Consider the following 15,041-nt stretch of genomic DNA (forward strand, 5'->3'; position numbering starts at 1 on the left):
TTCTCGCGTGCCCGCAGCGGCATCTGACAAGGCGTCATTTCCGGCGTTTCGTCAATCCGTCCTGCGAGGCCGGGCCTCCGGCTGCCGACGCTCCACCTCCGTCTGCCGTGAAGTGGAGAAACCATGTCACCCCGGCCCTCGCGCCGTGCCCCGCTGTGGCGCGCGCTCGTCGCCCTCGCCGTCGTCGCGGCCTCCCTGTTCTTCGCCCTGACCACCCCCGCCCGGCTCGGCCTCGACCTGCGCGGCGGCACCCAGATCGTGCTGGAGACGCGGGACTCGCCCACGTCCCGGGCGGACGCCGCCGCCACCGACCGGGCGCTGGAGGTCCTGCGGCAGCGGGTCGACGCGCTCGGCGTGGCCGAGCCGTCGCTCGCACGCTCCGGCGAGCGCCGCATCGTCGTCGAACTGCCCGGCGTCCAGGACCCCCGGAAGGCCGTCGACGTCATCGGCCGCACCGCCCAGCTCACCTTCCACCCCGTACTCGGCACCGCGCCGGACGGCGACCGTCCCCCGGCGGCCGCGGACGGCGCCGCCGGCGCACGGACCCTCCCCGACCCCGACGCCCCCGGCCACTCCCTGCGCCTGGGCCCGGCAGCCCTCACCGGCAAGGACGTCAAGGACGCCCGGGCCGTCCTCGACGCGCAGACCGGCAGCGGCTGGACCGTCGCCCTCTCCTTCCGGGGCGGCGGCGAGAAGAGCTGGGCGCGCGTCACGGGCGAGGCCGCGTGCGCCGCGCCGGGCGAGACCTCCCGCCGGGTCGCGATCGTCCTCGACGACCGCGTCGTCTCGGCACCGGCCATGCAGCGCAGCGTGCCGTGCCGGACCGGGATCCAGGGCGGCAGCGCCCAGATCACCGGCGGGTTCGACGACGCCGCGGCCCGCGATCTGGCGGCGCTCGTCAAGGGCGGGGCCCTGCCCGTCCCGGTCGAGGTCGTCGAACAGCGCACCGTCGGCCCGACGCTGGGCGCCGAGGCGATCCGGGCGAGCGCGGGCGCGGCGGTCATCGGCCTCGTCTGCACGGCGCTGTTCGTCATCGCCGTCTACCGGCTGCTCGGCGTCCTGGCCACGGTGGCGCTCGCGCTGTACGGGCTGATCTCGTACGCCGCGCTGGTCGCGCTCGGGGCCACGCTCACCCTTCCCGGGCTGGCCGGGTTCGTGCTGGCCGTGGGCATGGCCGTCGACGCGAACGTCCTCGTCTTCGAACGGACCCGGGAGGAGTACGAACGGACCCGGGTCGCAGCCGCCCGCCGCAGCGGCCCGCAGGATCTGTGCGGCCCGCTGCGGAAGGGCTTCGGCAAGGCCTGGAGCGCCGTCGTCGACTCGAACGTGACGACCCTCCTCGCCGCCGGCCTGCTCTTCTTCTTCGCCACGGGCCCGGTCAAGGGCTTCGGCGTCACCCTGTCCGTGGGCGTCGCGGCCTCCATGATCTCCGCCCTCGTCATCACCCGGGTGCTCGCGGACTGGGCGCTGCGGCACGACTGCGTCCGGCGCCGGCCGCGCCTGGCCGGAGTCGCCTCGACGGGCCGGATGCGGGCCTTCCTCGCCCGCCGCGGCCCCCGTCTGATGCACTACCGCCGCATCTGGCTGGGCGTCAGCGCCGCGCTGCTGGCCCTCGCCGTCGCGGGTCTCGGGGCGCGCGGGCTGCAGCTCGGCGTCGAGTTCACCGGGGGCCGTCTGGTCGAGTACGGCACGAGCCGCCCCGTGGACGTGGAGAAGGCGCGCGCCGCGGTCGGTGACGCCGGATTCCCGCGGGCCGTCGTACAGAAGTCGGGCAACGGTGACGTCGTCGTGCGCACCGGCGCCATGGACGACGGCGGCCGGCAGCGCATCCAGTCGGCCCTGGAAGCCCACGGCGGGGCCGTCACCGTCGAGCGCGACGAGCGGATCGGGCCGAGCCTGGGCAGCGAGCTGCGCGACAAGGCGCTGATCGCCCTGGGCGTCGCGGTGGCGGCCCAGCTCGTCTACCTCAGCGTGCGCTTCCGCTGGACCTTCGCGACGGCGGCGGTGGCGGCGATGGTCCAGGACGTGCTGCTGGTGGCCGGGCTCTTCGCCTGGCTGGGCCGGCCGGCCGACAGCGTCTTCCTCGCGGCGCTGCTCACGGTGGTCGGCTACTCCGTCAACGACACGGTGGTCGTCTTCGACCGCATCCGCGAGACGCGGCGCCCTGGACGGGCCGGAGGCCCGGGGGCGGGCGAGGGGCGGACGCCTCTGGCGTCCGCCGTCGACAGCGCGATCCTGCACACCGTGCCGCGCACGGTGAACACGGGCATGGGCGTCCTCTTCGTCCTCGCCGCGCTCGCGGTGCTGGGAGGCGACTCGCTCGCCGACTTCTCCCTGGCGCTGCTCGCCGGGGTGCTGTTCGGCATCGGCTCGACCGTCCTGACGGCCGCACCGATCGCCGTGATCCTCGAAGAACACCGGCCCGCCGCCGCACCACCCGCGTCCCCCGCACCACGCAAGGACCCGAGGGACTCGGGCGCGGTGGTCTGACCAGGTCCGCGGACGATCCGGACGGGGCGGGGTAGCGTCGAAGAGTACGGGACAGCACATACGCCGAAAATGGCCGAATTCAGCCCCTGCCCTGTTCCCTTTTCGGCCCCGGAGGCTCTACCTGTAGCGGGGCCGGTCCGGCCGGCCCCCAGGGGCGAGAGGAATTGTGCGATGACCTCCGGGATGACCTCGTTCGACAAGATCTACGACCAGCCCGACCCCCGGGCGTACTTCACGGTGCTGGGACCTCTGGAGTACCAGACACCGCACCATGCCCAGAGCGTCTTCCGGCGTATGGCCGAGACGCTCGGGGGCCCACCCGGCGACGAGCCGCCGACCGTCGTGGACATCTGCTGCTCCTACGGCATCAACGCGGCACTCCTCAACCACGACGTCACCTTGGACGAGCTCTACACCCGCTACACCTCGCCGCAGGTCGCGCCGCTCACCACGGCCGAGCTCATCGAGGACGACCGGGCGTACTTCGCGGCACGCCGGCGGCCGGGAGCCGCCCGCGTGGTCGGCATCGACGTGGCCGCGCAGGCCGTGTCCTACGCGCAGGCCGCCGGGCTGCTCGACGAGGGGTTCGCCGAGAACCTGGAGACCGCCGAGCCCAGCGGAGAGCTGCTGCGGCAGACGCGGCGGGCCCGGCTCATCACCGTCACCGGCGGGACCACATTCCTGTCCGCCAGGACGCTCAAGGCCCTCACCGCGGGCACGGACACGCCGCCCTGGGTGGCCTCGTTCGTGCTCCGGACCGCCTCGTACGAGCCGATCGCCGACGCCCTGGCCGCCCACGGCCTGAGCACGGAGAAGTACACCGCCCGCACGTTCCCGCAGCGCCATTTCAGCGGGCCGGAGGAGCAGCGGTACGCCGTCGAGGCCGTCGAGGCCGCGGGCGAGGACCCCCGGGGCAAGGAGACCGAGGGGTACTTCCACACGACGCTCTACCTCTCGCGGCCCCCGCAGGACGCGGCAGCCCTGCCGCTCACGGAGCTGCTGCCGGCGGACTGACCCGGGACACGAACGCGCGCATCGGCGGGTTCATGGCGAAGCGACGAGCGAATTCCGGCCATGAACCCGCTACGAGCACGAGCCGCCGGCCGGCTCGTACGGCCGCTCCTCCGGCAGCCTGCGCCGCGCCTCGTCGAGGTCCCCGGCGCCGACCAGCCGGTGGACCTCACGGGCCAGGGGCGTGACGTCCGTGATGGACACGGTCCACTCATCGGCGTAACGACGCGCCGCCTCGCCCGCGAGCCCCAGCTGGAGCGACCGGTGAGGCAGGGCCTTCAGGTGCAGGTCGCGCTCGGGGTCCCACTGCACCCTGGCCGGTGCGGCCTTCAGCTCGCGCTGCCAGGCGGCGCGGTCGGCGTGGACGTCCCGGTCGTAGTGGGACAGACAGGCGTTGGCCAGGGCCCAGTCGAAGCCGACCCGGTCGATCTCGATCGCGAGGACGCACTCCTGGTCGGCCTTGGTGGCCCAGCCGCAGCGGTACATCATCCAGAGAAAGGAGGGCTTTATCCACGTCATCCGGTCCCGCTTCCACGCGGCCGGGAACCGGCCGTCCCGGGCGGCCGGCAGGCCGAGGCGGGGTGCGTAGGCCTGGTAGACGGTGATGGTGCTGTCGGTGTGCGCCGCCCGGATCCGGCGGTAGGGCTCCTGCATGGGGCAAGTCTGTGCGGACGCCGGTGACCTGGCCAAGCGATTTACGCGCGGTACGGGGTGCGGCTGTCGCGGCTACCTGCGTGCCGGGGTGTCCAGCAGGTCGGTGACGAACTTGCGCAGTTTTCCGGCGCGGACCGGTTGTACGCCGTGGAGGACCTGTGCGCCGTAGGCGAGTGCGGTGCCGGGGCGGGTGGGGGTGACCCAGCGGGTGGCGTCGATGCCGCGGAGCCAGGCGGGGACGGCCTCGTGGCCGCCCAGGTGCGGCATCCGGTGCGTCAGGGGGGTGCCGGGGGCGTAGCCCTCGGCCTCGCCCACGACGTCCCCCGTCCAGACGGCCGGGGCGGCCGTGGTCTCGATGTAGAACTCTCCGCCCGCGTCGGCGTCTTCGAGGACCACGCCGATGCGTCCGATGCGCCGGGGCGCGACGGCCGGGTCGGGGATCCCGTCGATGTGGGCCGGAATGTGCTGGCCGGCCGTCAGTTCGGTGTAGTCCCAGCGGGCGTCGGCGGCCACCGAGGGCAGGGCCCGCTGCAGGACGTGCAGGGCGCGGGCCGTGGCGGCGCGCAGGATCTCCTGGGCCAGCCCTGGGGCCCGGAGGAGTTCGGCCTGGCGGCGCGGCTTCCATCCGGTCGCCGCGATCTCGCTGTCCATGATCTTGACCAGTTGTCCGAGCTCCGCCGGCGTCAGGAACTCCTCGACGCTCTGCAGGGCCAGGGTCTCGGTCAGATGGATCATCAGGTGCCTCCCTGTGCTCGACGTACTCCGTACTCGGCCGCGGGAATCACCTGGCAGTGTCGTGGCTGTGCGTGGCGCCCGGCAGTCGACAACTGGCCGACTTGGGAGACGGGGGGTGGGAGACGGGGGGCGGGGCGGCCCTCCGTCCCCCGTGCTCAGAACTCCAGCGACACGTCGTGCGTCCGCAGCCAGAAGTCCAGGGCCAGGACCAGTTCGCTGCCGGTGCGGTAGCCCGGCCGGGGGTCGTCGGCGGTGGCCGCGGCCAGCGAGGGGCCGTCGAGGAGCGGGCGGACGAGCGAGTCCGGGCCCTCGGTGGCCCGCTTCAGCGCGCTGCGCAGGCCGTCGAGGTAGTACGGGTCGCGCGTGGTGGGGTACGGGGCCTTGACGCGGTCGGCGACGACGTCCGGCAGGAGGTCGCGGGTGGCGGCACGCAGCAGGGACTTCTCCCGGCCGTCGAAGGTCTTCATGGCCCAGGGGGTGTTGAAGACGTACTCGACGAGGCGGTGGTCGCAGAAGGGGACGCGGACCTCCAGGCCGACGGCCATGCTGGCGCGGTCCTTGCGGTCGAGCATCCACTGGACGAAGCGCGTCAGGTGCAGGTAGCCGATCTCGCGCATGCGCCGTTCCAGGCCGCTCTCGCCGGGCAGGCGGGGCACTTCGGCGAGTGCCTCGCGGTAGCGCTCCGCCCGGTACCCCTGCAGGTCGATCTTCTCGAGCAGGCCGCGGTCCAGCAGGGCCTCGCCGGGGCCGCTGCCGGGGCCGGAGATGCCGGTGCCGAAGGGCGGCGCGAGCCAGGGGAAGGTGTCGGCGGCCACGGAGCGGGGGTGGTGGAACCAGCGGTAGCCGCCGAAGACCTCGTCGGCGGACTCCCCCGAGAGCGCGACCGTGCACTGCTCGCGGACCGCCTTGAACAGCAGGTAGAGGGAGGTGTCGCCGTCGCCGAGGTCGAAGGGCAGGTCGCGGGCGCGCATGACGGCTTCGCGGGCGGCGGTGTCGAGCAGCGCGGACGACGGGAGGGTGATGACCCGGTGGTCGGAGCCGGCGTGCCGGGCGAGGGCCTCGGCGTACGGGGTGTCGCGCGTGCCGCGCCAGTCGTCGGCCGTGAAGTTCTCGGCGTGGCGGGCGAAGTCGAGGGCGAAGGACTGTACGGGGGCGCCGCCCTCGGCCGTGCGCTGCCGGGCGCCGAGGGCGGTGATGACGCTGGAGTCCAGGCCGCCGGAGAGCAGGGTGCCGAGGGGGACGTCGGCGACCATCTGCCGGGCGATGATGTCTTCCAGCAGCTCGCGGATGCGGGCGATCGTCGTGTCGAGGTCGTCGGTGTGCTCGCGGGACTCCAGGGCCCAGTAGCGGCGCAGGGTCAGGCCGCCGCGGCGGATGCGGGCGGTGTGGCCGGGGGGCAGCTCGTACATGCCCTTGTAGACGGCGTGGCCGGGGGTCTTCGTGAAGGCGACGAGCTCGGCGAGGCCTTCGGCGTCGACGGCGGGGCGTACGGCGGGGTGGGCGAGGATGGCCTTGGGCTCGGAGCCGAAGAGGACGCCGTCGGGCGTGGGGTGGTAGTACAGCGGCTTGATGCCCATGCGGTCACGGACCAGCAGCAGCTCCTGGGTCCGGGCGTCCCACAGGGCGAAGGCGTACATGCCGTTGAGGCGCTCGGTGCAGTCCTCGCCCCACTCGAGGTAGGCGTGCAGGACGACCTCGGTGTCGCTGCTCGTACGGAAGACGTGCCCGCGGCCCTCCAGCTCGGCCCGCAGCTCGCGGAAGTTGAACACCTCGCCGCTGTAGGTGAGGGCGACGACCGTCCGGCCGGCGTGTTCGAAGGTCATGGGCTGTTTGCCGCCGTCGGGGTCGATGACGGCGAGGCGGCGGTGGCCGAGGGCGGCCCGGTCGTCCAGCCAGAGGCCGTGCGCGTCCGGGCCGCGGCACGCCATGGTGTGCGTCATCGCGTTCGCCGTGTCGGCGGTGACGGGGCGTGCCGGGTCGTACGAGACCCATCCTGCTATTCCGCACATGGCGTGCTGTCTCCTGTCGGTGTGGTGGTCAGACGTGCGCGGCGGGGACCTCGGCGGGCCTCTCCCCGCCGCCGGTGAAGCGCCGGAAGGTCCACGTCATCCACATCACGACGAGGACCATCAGCACGCTGATCGCGGTCGCCCAGGCCATGGCGTCGGCCCAGCTCGCGGCGGTGGCGTGCTTGCCGGCGACGGCGAAGAACACCGCGCCGACGACCGCGACACCGGCCGCGCTCGCGAACTGCTGGGTGGTGGTGAGGATGCCGGAGGCGATGCCCGCGTCCTGGGCCCGGACCCGCATCAGCGCGGCGCCGAAGAGGGCGGGCAGGACGACGCCGTTGCCGGCGCCGATCAGGCACAGGCACAGCACGATCCACGGCAGGCCGGTGTCGGGGCCGGCCGCGTACAGCCGTACGGCCAGGGCCACCAGGCCCAGGACGATCACGCCGCTGCTGACGACGAGGGCGCTCATGCCCCAGCGGCCGGTGAGCCTGCCGCCGATCATCGAGGTGGCGGTGAAGAGGATGCCCATCGGGGAGAACACCAGGCCCGCCTGGAACGGGCCGAGGTCCATGCCGGACTGCAGCAGCAGGGTGAGCGTGAACATGAAGCTGCCGAAGTAGACCATGAACGCGACGCTCGCGATCACGCCGCCCCTAAAGGAGGGGCTGCGGAACAACGGGAAGACGAGCACGGGGTCGCCGCCGCGGCGCGCGAGGGTGCGCTCCCAGCGCAGGGTGAGCGCGGCGACGGGGATCGCGAGGGCCATGCTGACCCAGGTCCACACCGGCCAGTTCGAGGTGTGGCCCATGGTCAGGGGCACGAGCAGCAGGGCGAGGGCGAGGGTGACGCCGGACGCCCCGACGGGGTCGAGCCCGATGCGCCGCCGGTGGGTCCGGGCGGGCAGGACGCGCATGGCGGCGGCCGCGATCACCGCGCAGAACGGGACGTTGATGAGGAAGATGCTCCGCCAGCCGAGCCCGGCGAAGTCCGCGGCGATCAGCGCGCCGCCGAGGACCTGGCCGGCGATGGAGCCGAGACCTGCGGCGGCGCCGTACCAGGCCATGGCCTTGGGCTTGCGCTCGTCGGGGAAGTCCGCCGTGATCACGGCGAGGACCTGCGGGACCATCACCGCGCCGGCGAGGCCCTGGGCCAGCCGGGCGGCGATGAGCTGCTCGGGGTTGACGGCGATGCCGCACAGCAGCGAGGTGATGCCGAAGGCGATCGTGCCGATGACGAACAGCCGCCGGTAGCCGTACTTGTCACCCAGCCGGCCTCCGGTGATCATGCCGGCCGCGTAGGCGAAGGCGTAGCCGCCGACGACGAGTTCGAGGGCGGCGGGCCCCGCGTGGATGCTCTTCTCCAGCGACGGCGCGGCGACGTTCACCACGAAGAAGTCGAACTGGGCGAAGAACATGGCGGACAGCAGGACGAGGAGGGTAGGTCCGGTGCGTACGGTCGGTGTGGTCGAGGCCTCCGCCACGGCGGGCGGGGCGAGTTGGTCGGTCATGGGGCTCCTCGGCGCCGGTCGCGCGCGGCGGACGGCGCGGTTCGCGGACCTGTGGTCGGTACGGGTGAAGGGGCCGGCCGGGTGTAAGGGCTGCGGGTCAGCGGCTCTTCCGTCGGCCGTGGATGGCGCAGGTGATGCGGGAGGTGCACAGGCGCCGCCCGCTCTCGTCGGAGATGACGACCTCGTAGGTGGCCGTCGTCCTGCCGAGGTGGAGCGCGGTGGCGACTCCGGTGACGGTCCCGTTGCGGACCGCCAGGTGGTGGGTGGCGTTGATGTCGACGCCGACGGCGATGTGACCGTCGCCGGCGTGCAGGACGGCACCGATCGAGCCGAGCGATTCGGCGAGCACGGCGGAGGCCCCGCCGTGGAGCATGCGGTAGAGCTGGGTGTTGCCGGCCACGGGCATGGTGGCGACCAGGCGTTGCGGCGTCGCCTCGTGGAAGGTGATGCCCATCCGCCCGGCCAGGGTGCCTTCGCCCGCCGCGTTGATCCAGGCGACGGTGTCCTCGGGCGGCGCGTCGAGCAGGCTCGCGGGGCGGGGGGTGACGGTCGTCATCGGAGCGTCACCGCCGTCCCGTCGCCGGCCGTGGCCACGGCCGCGGGGTCAGCGGGCCGGTAGGTCTGCAGGGCCACGTACTTCTCGCGCAGCTGCCGCTTGAGCACCTTGCCCGTGGGGCCGAGGGGGATGTCGCCCGGGGAGGCCGCGATCTCCAGCAGGGCGAGCCGGGGCTGGCCGATCCGGTCGAGGACGTCGTTGGCCCGGCGCAGCAGGTCCGCGGCGTCCCCGCCGCCGTCGAACAGCCGGACGAGGGCGACGGGGACCGTACGGTCCTGGTCGTGCCCGGCGACGACCGCGCAGTCGGCGACCTCCTTCAGTCCCAGGAGGATCTCCTCCTCCATCAGGGCCGAGTAGCCGTCGCCGGCGTCGGTGCGGATGCGGTCGACGGCGCGGTCGACGTGGAAGTACTCGCCGTCCTCGGTGCGGTGGACGAGGTCGCCGGAGAGCCAGTAGCCGGCGAGGGTGGAGCGGTAGGTGGTGTCGGAGTCGTTCCAGTAGCCGCGGGCGATGGAGTCGCCGCGGACGCCGAGCAGGCCGACCTCGCCGGGGTCCGCGTGGCTGCCGTCCTCGCGCAGGACGGCGACCTCGGAGAGGGGGACGCGGCGGCCGAGGTGGCGGGCGCGGGGCGGGCTGCCGGGGGTGATCTCGCGGCGCAGGGCGGCCCAGCCGAGCTCGGAGGAGCCGAGCCCGTCGTCGATGACCGAGCCGGGGACGGTGCGGTCGCCGACGGTGGTGTGCCCCAGCTCCATCAGGCGCCGCATGTGGGCGTCGTGGCCGCAGTCGCCGAGGTTGACCCACACCTCGACGGAGGTGAAGTCCTCCGGGTCGGGGTTGTACGTCGCGAGGTGGGCCAGGGCCTCGTTGAAGGCGAGGACGACGCCGGGCCGGTAGGTGGCGCAGCCGCGCGCGAGCCCGGGCCCGGTGGGGTCGGACCAGCCGACGGTGGGGACGCCGGCGAGCAGGGAGTAGAAGGTGAAGGCGATGGCGCTGGAGTGGGACTGGGGGTAGGCGGCGAGGACGACGGAGGTCTCGGGGCCGGGCGGGTTGGCCAGCCGGTAACGGGCTCCCGCGACGCTCTGCGCGTGGGTCCACACGACGGGCTTGGGGTTGCCCGTGGTGCCCGAGGAGTGGCAGATGACGACGGGGTCGTCCGCGCCGTGGCGGTACTCGGCCCCGGCGGGCAGGGTGCGGTTGCCGAGGATGCCGGCGTCCTGGCGGGTGCAGGTCCAGCGGACGACGGGCAGTTCGCGCTCGCGGCCGGCGAAGAGGGCCAGCCGGGGTGCGTCGGTGTAGATGCCGACGGGGGCGGTGCGGCGGATCAGCCCGAGCGCGAGTTCCGGTTTCATCCGGCCGTTGATGAGGACGGCGATCGCCCCGATGCGGGCGAGGGCGGCGAGGTGGAGGTGGTCCTCGAAGGAGTCCTCGATGTAGACGGCGACGCGGTCGCGCGGCCGGACGCCGCGGTCGTGGTACCAGGTGGCCCACGCCTCGGCGAGGCCGTCGAGGCTGCGGAGGCTGAACTCGGTCTGCTGCCAGCCGTCCGTGTTGAGCAGCGGGATGTCGGCGGCGATCAGCGGCAGGTCGGCCGCGGGGTTGGTCTCGGCGGCCACGCGCCAGGCGTTGCCGCCGCCGAGTCCGGGGTGGTCCACGAGGCGCAGGCGGGCCTCCGGTGTGAGGAGCGTGTGCGATGTGAGGGGCATCATTCACCTGGCCTCGGATTCGGAACGGATCGGCATGCGGTGCACGGTGTGCGTGTGTGGTGCGTGTGCGTGTGGCGTCCGCGATTGCCGGAACATGGCAGTCCGCTGTGCGGGCCCACCGGAAGGCGACGCTAGGCGCGCCGTCCGGCGGCCCGCCAACCCCGGCGGGATAGCCCGTCAAGTCACCCCGCAGCGAAGGGAGTAGAAGACCGAGCGCGACCCCGGCGGGCCGGTGCGGATTCCACTTGACGGACTCCCCCGCCGCGGGTTCGGCCGTCACAGGCCCGTGGCTATGTTCGGGAAAGTCCTCCGGCGTGCTCCGGAATCCGTAGTGACCGGTGCCGTACGTTCCCGAGAAGGAGTACACAGTGCCACCTGTGCGGAAATCCGATACCGGCGACCGGCTGCGCGACATAGTGGCGTTCGTCCTCGACATCGACGTGGAGGACGTACGGGCCGACGCCTCGTTCCACCAGGACCTGAAGGTCGACTCCCTGGAGAAGGTGGAAATCGCGGCGCGCATCGAGCAGACCTTCGGGGTCGCGCTCGGCGACGACGAGACGGCGGGGATGGACAGCGTCCGGGACGCGGCGGAGTTGCTGGCCGCGAAGGGCCCGCGCGCGGGCGGCCTGGTGGACCGTCTGGTCGGCGCCCACGTCGCTGCGGGCCACGGGGAGCGGACCGCGTACACCGACCCGGACGCCGGCTCCGTCTCGTACGCCCGCCTGTACGAGGCCGCGCAGGGCTACGCGCGGGCACTGGACGCGCTCGGCGTGCCGGCCGGCACCCGCGCGCTGATCGTCGCCGAGGACTCCGTGGCCACGGTCGTGGCCGTGCTGGGGCTGTGGTGGCACGGGTGCGTGCCGGTTCCCGTGAGCCCGATGCTCGGCGACGAGGACATCCGGTTCGTCGCCGCCGACTGCGGCGCCGGCGTCGTCCACCTCGACACGGCCCCGGCCCAGCAGCGTTCCCTGCAGGAGGCGTTCGCCCACCTGCCCGCCCTGACAGGGGATCAGGTCCGGGAGGGCCTGGCCACCGGCCGGTCCACGGGCGCCCACCCCACCGGAGCGCCCGTCCCCGCGGCGTCCCGCCCCGCCGGCGCCGAGTGGCTGGTCCAGTACACCTCCGGCTCCACCGGCCGGCCCAAGGGCGTGCGGCACTCCGCCTCCGGGATCGGCGCCATGCTCGACGGCTACGGCGCGGTCCTGGGCCTGCGCCCCGGCGACGTCCTGCTGTCCACCGCCCGGATGTCGTTCGGCTACGGCTTCGGCAGCTCGGTGCTGTGCACGCTGGCCGCCGGGGCGAGCGCCGTCGTCCTCCGCGGCGCCGTCGACCCGCGGTCGGTGAGCGCCGCCCTGCGCCGGTACCGGCCGACCGTGCTGTGCTCGGTGCCGCGCCTGTACGCGGGCCTCCTCGAATCCGCCGACCGCCTGGACGCGGACGCGCTGTCGTCCGTACGCCTGTGCCTGACCGCCGGCGAGCACTGCCCGGCCGGGCTGAGCCGGCGCATCGAGGCCGCCTTCGGCGCGCACGTCATGAACTGCCTGGGCGCGACCGAGGTCATGCACGTCGCCGTCGCGACGCCCCCGGACCGGCCCCTGCACGGGCTGGCCGGCCTGCCCGTGCCCGGGGTGACCGTGACCGTCCGCGACGACCGCGGCGAGCCGGTGCCCGACGGCACGGACGGCCGGCTGCACATCGCCGGGCCCACGGTCTCCCTCGGCTACGTCGACCGGGCCGGCGACGACGCGGTGACGTTCGACGCGGGCGGCGCGTACACCGGCGACATCGTCCGCCGGAACCCCGACGGCACCATCGCCTACCTGTGCCGCGCCGACGACATCCTCAACCTCGGCGGCTACAAGGTCGTCCCCCGCGAGATCGAGGACGTGGTCCGGTCGATCGACGGGGTCACGGACTGCGTGGTGATCGGCGCCCCCGACCCCGACGGGCTGCAGCGCTCGGTGGCCTTCACGGTCACCGCGAAGGGCACCGACCGGGACACCGTCCGCCGGGCCATCCGGGCCTGCGTCCGCAGCCGCCTGGCTCCGTACAAGCGGCCCAGCCGCTTCGAGTTCGTCGACGTCCTGCCGGCGACGGCCACCGGAAAGCTCGCCGCCTACCGGCTGCGCGAGCGGATGGGACAGTCATGACCTGGGACATCACGGGCATGGGGGCGGTCGCGAGCATCGGCGCCACCCCGCAGGAGATCTTCGACTCGCTCTGCGCGGGCCGCAGCGGACTCGCCGGCCTGCGCGCCTTCGACACCACCAGATACCGGGCCAGGCAGGCGTACGAGGTCGACGACCGCGCCCGCCCGGGCGCCGACGAGCCGGGCCGGGCCACCCGCTGGCTGCAGCAGGCCGTCGCCCAGGCCCTCACGGACGCGGGCCTCCCCCACGACCTCGGTGACGTCCCCGTCCTGGTGGGCACGACCCTCCAGGAACAGCGCAGCGCCGAGCTGTGGTGGCGGGGCGGCGCCCCACTGACCCCCTCCTCCCTGCACTTCGGCACCGCGCTGCGGGAGACCTTCGGCGCCACGCGCACGTACACCTTCGCCAACGCCTGCGCCGCCTCGCTGTACGCGCTGGCCATGGCCACCGACCTCATCGAGGCCGGGGCCGCGGACACCGTCGTGGTGGCCGGCACGGACGCGATCGGCGAGAGCGCCTTCGGCACGCTGGACCGGGTGCAGAACGACGTCCCCGACGCCCTGCGCCCGTTCGACCGCTCGCACAAGGGCATGCTGATGGGCGAAGGCGCAGTGGCCGTCGTCGTTCAGCGCGTCCCGGCCGACGACTCGCCCGGGCGGCGCGTGCACGCGCGCGTGCGGGCCGTCGGCATCAACTGCGACGCCCATCACCCCACGGCCCCCGACCCCGAGGGCATCACCCGGGTGGTGCGCGACGCCCACCGGCGCGCCGGGGTCTCCCCCGAGGACATCGACCTGGTCATGCTGCACGGCAGCGGCACCCCCAAGAACGACTCCACCGAGGCAGGGGTGCTTGCGCAGATCTTCGGGCCCGGCACCGGGCACCGGGGCGGCGGACCGCTGATGACGGCCGTCAAGTCGATGACCGGCCACACGCTGGGCGGCTCGGGGCTGCTGAGCCTGGTGGTCGCGGCGCTGGCCTTCCGGCACGGCACGGTGCCGCCGGTGCTCGGGCTCGCCGAACCGGTCGAGGAGGCCGCGGGGCTGCGGCTGGTCCAGGACACGGCGGCCGCGGCCGGCATCGGCCTCGCCCAGATCGACGCGTTCGGCTTCGGCGGCATCAACGCCGCGGCGATAGTGGAGGCGGCGCGATGAGCGACAGCGCAAGCACTGCCGCCGTCCGGACGGCGGGCGGCTCCGCGGCCCCCCAGGTCGTCGTCACCGGCGTCGGACTCGCCGTCCGCGGCCTCACCTTTCCCGACGAACTCCTCGGCGCCGTGCGCGAGGGCGGCTTCGACCCGCACACCGGGCTCACCGGCCGCGAGATGCGGCACAAGGACCGCGCCTCGCGCCTCGCCCTGCGCGCCACCGAACCGGCCCTGCGCGACGCCGGCCTGCACGACGGCAAGGCCTTCACCGGCGACGGCGGCACCACGGCCGTGCTCGTCAGCTCCAACTTCGCCATCCTGGACAGCGTCTGCGCATTCGCCGACATCATCGCCCGGGACACCGTGACCGGCCTGAGCCCCCTCGGCCTCCCGCAGACCTCCAGCAACGTCATCGCCGGCTCCGTCGCCATGCGCCACGGGCTGCGCGGCCCCGGCATCACCTTGTGCAACGGCCCCACCAGCGGGCTCGACGCCGTGTTCTGGGCGCGCGGGGTCCTCGCCGCGGGGCGCGCGGAGACGGCCGTCGTCATCGGCGTCGAGCCGTCGGGCGACGCCGTCACCAAGCTGCTGGGCGGCCCGGTCTTCGACGGCGCGGTCGCCCTCGTCCTGGAGTCGCGGGCGCGGGCGCAGGCACGCGGTGCCCGGCCGCGGGCCGTCGTCGGCGAAGGCGCGTACGCGCGCGGCGCGGACCCGGGGGCGGCGGTGACCGCCGTCCTGCGGGGCGCCTCCCCCGCCTCCGTCGGCCTGTGGCTGACCGGCGAGGACGACGCCGGTGCTCCTGCGGACGCAGCGGCCGTCGACCTGACGGGGCGGCTCGGCCGCTGCTCCGGTGCCCTGGGCGTGCTGCAGTGTGCTGCGGCCGTCGCACACTTCGACCGCGGCGCGGAAGGCGGCGCGAAGGACGGCGGCCGCGCGGTCCTGGCCTCGGCCGGGAGTGCGGACGACGACGCCGCGGCGGCGCTGCTGCTGACCGCTCCCTGACCATTCAACTCGCCGTTCCCCGAGCACATTTCACGTACCGAAGACCCGACCGACCCCCGAATCCGGAGACC

Annotated in this window: 10 protein-coding genes and 3 pseudogenes; 7 read left to right on the forward strand and 6 right to left on the reverse strand. The window is 74.0% G+C overall.

All coding sequences use genetic code 11. The features are described from left to right. Positions 1-123 precede the first annotated feature (123 nt). Both secD and FGW37_RS03190 read left to right on the forward strand, forming a co-directional pair. Complete coding sequence (gene secD / locus FGW37_RS03185) at positions 124-2,490, forward strand: protein translocase subunit SecD (RefSeq protein ID WP_179079651.1); 2,367 nt, start codon at positions 124-126, stop codon at positions 2,488-2,490. A gap of 171 nt (positions 2,491-2,661) precedes the next feature. Continuing rightward, the gene (locus tag FGW37_RS03190; RefSeq protein WP_179079652.1) at positions 2,662-3,504 is read left to right on the forward strand and encodes a hypothetical protein; all 843 of its coding nucleotides are present in this window, start codon (positions 2,662-2,664) and stop codon (positions 3,502-3,504) included. Positions 3,505-3,573: 69 nt separating this feature from the next. Here FGW37_RS03190 and FGW37_RS03195 read toward each other — a convergent pair whose 3' ends face one another. The 6 genes from FGW37_RS03195 to FGW37_RS03220 all read right to left on the reverse strand — a co-directional run bounded on the left by FGW37_RS03195 (position 3,574) and on the right by FGW37_RS03220 (position 10,671). After that, positions 3,574-4,155, reverse strand: coding sequence for a DUF4291 domain-containing protein (locus FGW37_RS03195; RefSeq protein ID WP_179079653.1), 582 nt, complete (start codon positions 4,153-4,155; stop codon positions 3,574-3,576). 72 nt (positions 4,156-4,227) lie between these two features. Then, positions 4,228-4,890, reverse strand: a complete 663-nt coding sequence (locus tag FGW37_RS03200) for a hypothetical protein (protein ID WP_179079654.1) — start codon at positions 4,888-4,890, stop codon at positions 4,228-4,230. Between the two features lie 155 nt (positions 4,891-5,045). Further along, entirely contained in the window at positions 5,046-6,899 is a 1,854-nt protein-coding gene (asnB, locus tag FGW37_RS03205; protein WP_179079655.1) for an asparagine synthase (glutamine-hydrolyzing), read from the reverse strand. A 28-nt stretch (positions 6,900-6,927) separates the two neighbouring features. Further along, positions 6,928-8,409 (reverse strand): MFS transporter, encoded by a 1,482-nt coding sequence (locus FGW37_RS03210; RefSeq protein ID WP_179079656.1) that lies wholly within the window; start codon positions 8,407-8,409, stop codon positions 6,928-6,930. Positions 8,410-8,506: 97 nt separating this feature from the next. Beyond that, positions 8,507-8,965 carry a hotdog fold thioesterase gene (locus FGW37_RS03215; RefSeq protein ID WP_179079657.1) on the reverse strand — a complete coding sequence of 153 codons (459 nt, stop codon included), beginning with the start codon at positions 8,963-8,965 and terminating at the stop codon, positions 8,507-8,509. Continuing rightward, the gene (locus FGW37_RS03220) at positions 8,962-10,671 is read right to left on the reverse strand and encodes a class I adenylate-forming enzyme family protein (protein WP_246430242.1); all 1,710 of its coding nucleotides are present in this window, start codon (positions 10,669-10,671) and stop codon (positions 8,962-8,964) included. The genes FGW37_RS03215 and FGW37_RS03220 overlap by 4 nt, the downstream gene beginning before the upstream one ends. A 374-nt stretch (positions 10,672-11,045) precedes the next feature. Between FGW37_RS03220 and FGW37_RS34060 the strand changes: the two are divergent. The 5 genes and pseudogenes from FGW37_RS34060 to FGW37_RS03235 all read left to right on the forward strand — a co-directional run. Continuing rightward, a pseudogene (locus FGW37_RS34060) lies at positions 11,046-11,258 on the forward strand (acyl carrier protein); the annotation flags it as partial. Then, a pseudogene (locus tag FGW37_RS34065) lies at positions 11,238-12,383 on the forward strand (AMP-binding protein); the annotation flags it as partial. The pseudogenes FGW37_RS34060 and FGW37_RS34065, both read left to right, overlap by 21 nt. Before the next feature lie 174 nt (positions 12,384-12,557). Then, positions 12,558-12,821, forward strand: a pseudogene (locus tag FGW37_RS34070) (AMP-binding enzyme); the annotation flags it as partial. Continuing rightward, positions 12,818-13,975 (forward strand): beta-ketoacyl-[acyl-carrier-protein] synthase family protein, encoded by a 1,158-nt coding sequence (locus FGW37_RS03230; protein WP_179079659.1) that lies wholly within the window; start codon positions 12,818-12,820, stop codon positions 13,973-13,975. The pseudogene FGW37_RS34070 and the gene FGW37_RS03230, both read left to right, overlap by 4 nt. After that, the gene (locus FGW37_RS03235) at positions 13,972-14,970 is read left to right on the forward strand and encodes a beta-ketoacyl synthase N-terminal-like domain-containing protein (protein ID WP_179079660.1); all 999 of its coding nucleotides are present in this window, start codon (positions 13,972-13,974) and stop codon (positions 14,968-14,970) included. Before FGW37_RS03230 ends, FGW37_RS03235 begins: the two co-directional genes overlap by 4 nt. Positions 14,971-15,041: the final 71 nt, after the last annotated feature.

Origin of the sequence: Streptomyces rectiverticillatus, from assembly GCF_013394065.1 — a bacterium.
Lineage (GTDB): Bacteria > Actinomycetota > Actinomycetes > Streptomycetales > Streptomycetaceae > Streptomyces > Streptomyces rectiverticillatus.

Bases quoted from the DNA above. Each gene is read 5' to 3' on its own strand.
- FGW37_RS03235 (WP_179079660.1), top strand. From the start codon at position 13,972: ATGAGCGACAGCGCAAGCACTGCCGCCGTCCGGACGGCGGGCGGCTCC.
- FGW37_RS03230 (WP_179079659.1), top strand. From the start codon at position 12,818: ATGACCTGGGACATCACGGGCATGGGGGCGGTCGCGAGCATCGGCGCC.
- FGW37_RS03190 (WP_179079652.1), top strand. From the start codon at position 2,662: ATGACCTCCGGGATGACCTCGTTCGACAAGATCTACGACCAGCCCGAC.
- FGW37_RS03215 (WP_179079657.1), bottom strand. From the start codon at position 8,965: ATGACGACCGTCACCCCCCGCCCCGCGAGCCTGCTCGACGCGCCGCCC.
- FGW37_RS03210 (WP_179079656.1), bottom strand. From the start codon at position 8,409: ATGACCGACCAACTCGCCCCGCCCGCCGTGGCGGAGGCCTCGACCACA.
- asnB (WP_179079655.1), bottom strand. From the start codon at position 6,899: ATGTGCGGAATAGCAGGATGGGTCTCGTACGACCCGGCACGCCCCGTC.
- FGW37_RS03200 (WP_179079654.1), bottom strand. From the start codon at position 4,890: ATGATCCATCTGACCGAGACCCTGGCCCTGCAGAGCGTCGAGGAGTTC.
- secD (WP_179079651.1), top strand. From the start codon at position 124: ATGTCACCCCGGCCCTCGCGCCGTGCCCCGCTGTGGCGCGCGCTCGTC.
- FGW37_RS03195 (WP_179079653.1), bottom strand. From the start codon at position 4,155: ATGCAGGAGCCCTACCGCCGGATCCGGGCGGCGCACACCGACAGCACC.
- FGW37_RS03220 (WP_246430242.1), bottom strand. From the start codon at position 10,671: ATGATGCCCCTCACATCGCACACGCTCCTCACACCGGAGGCCCGCCTG.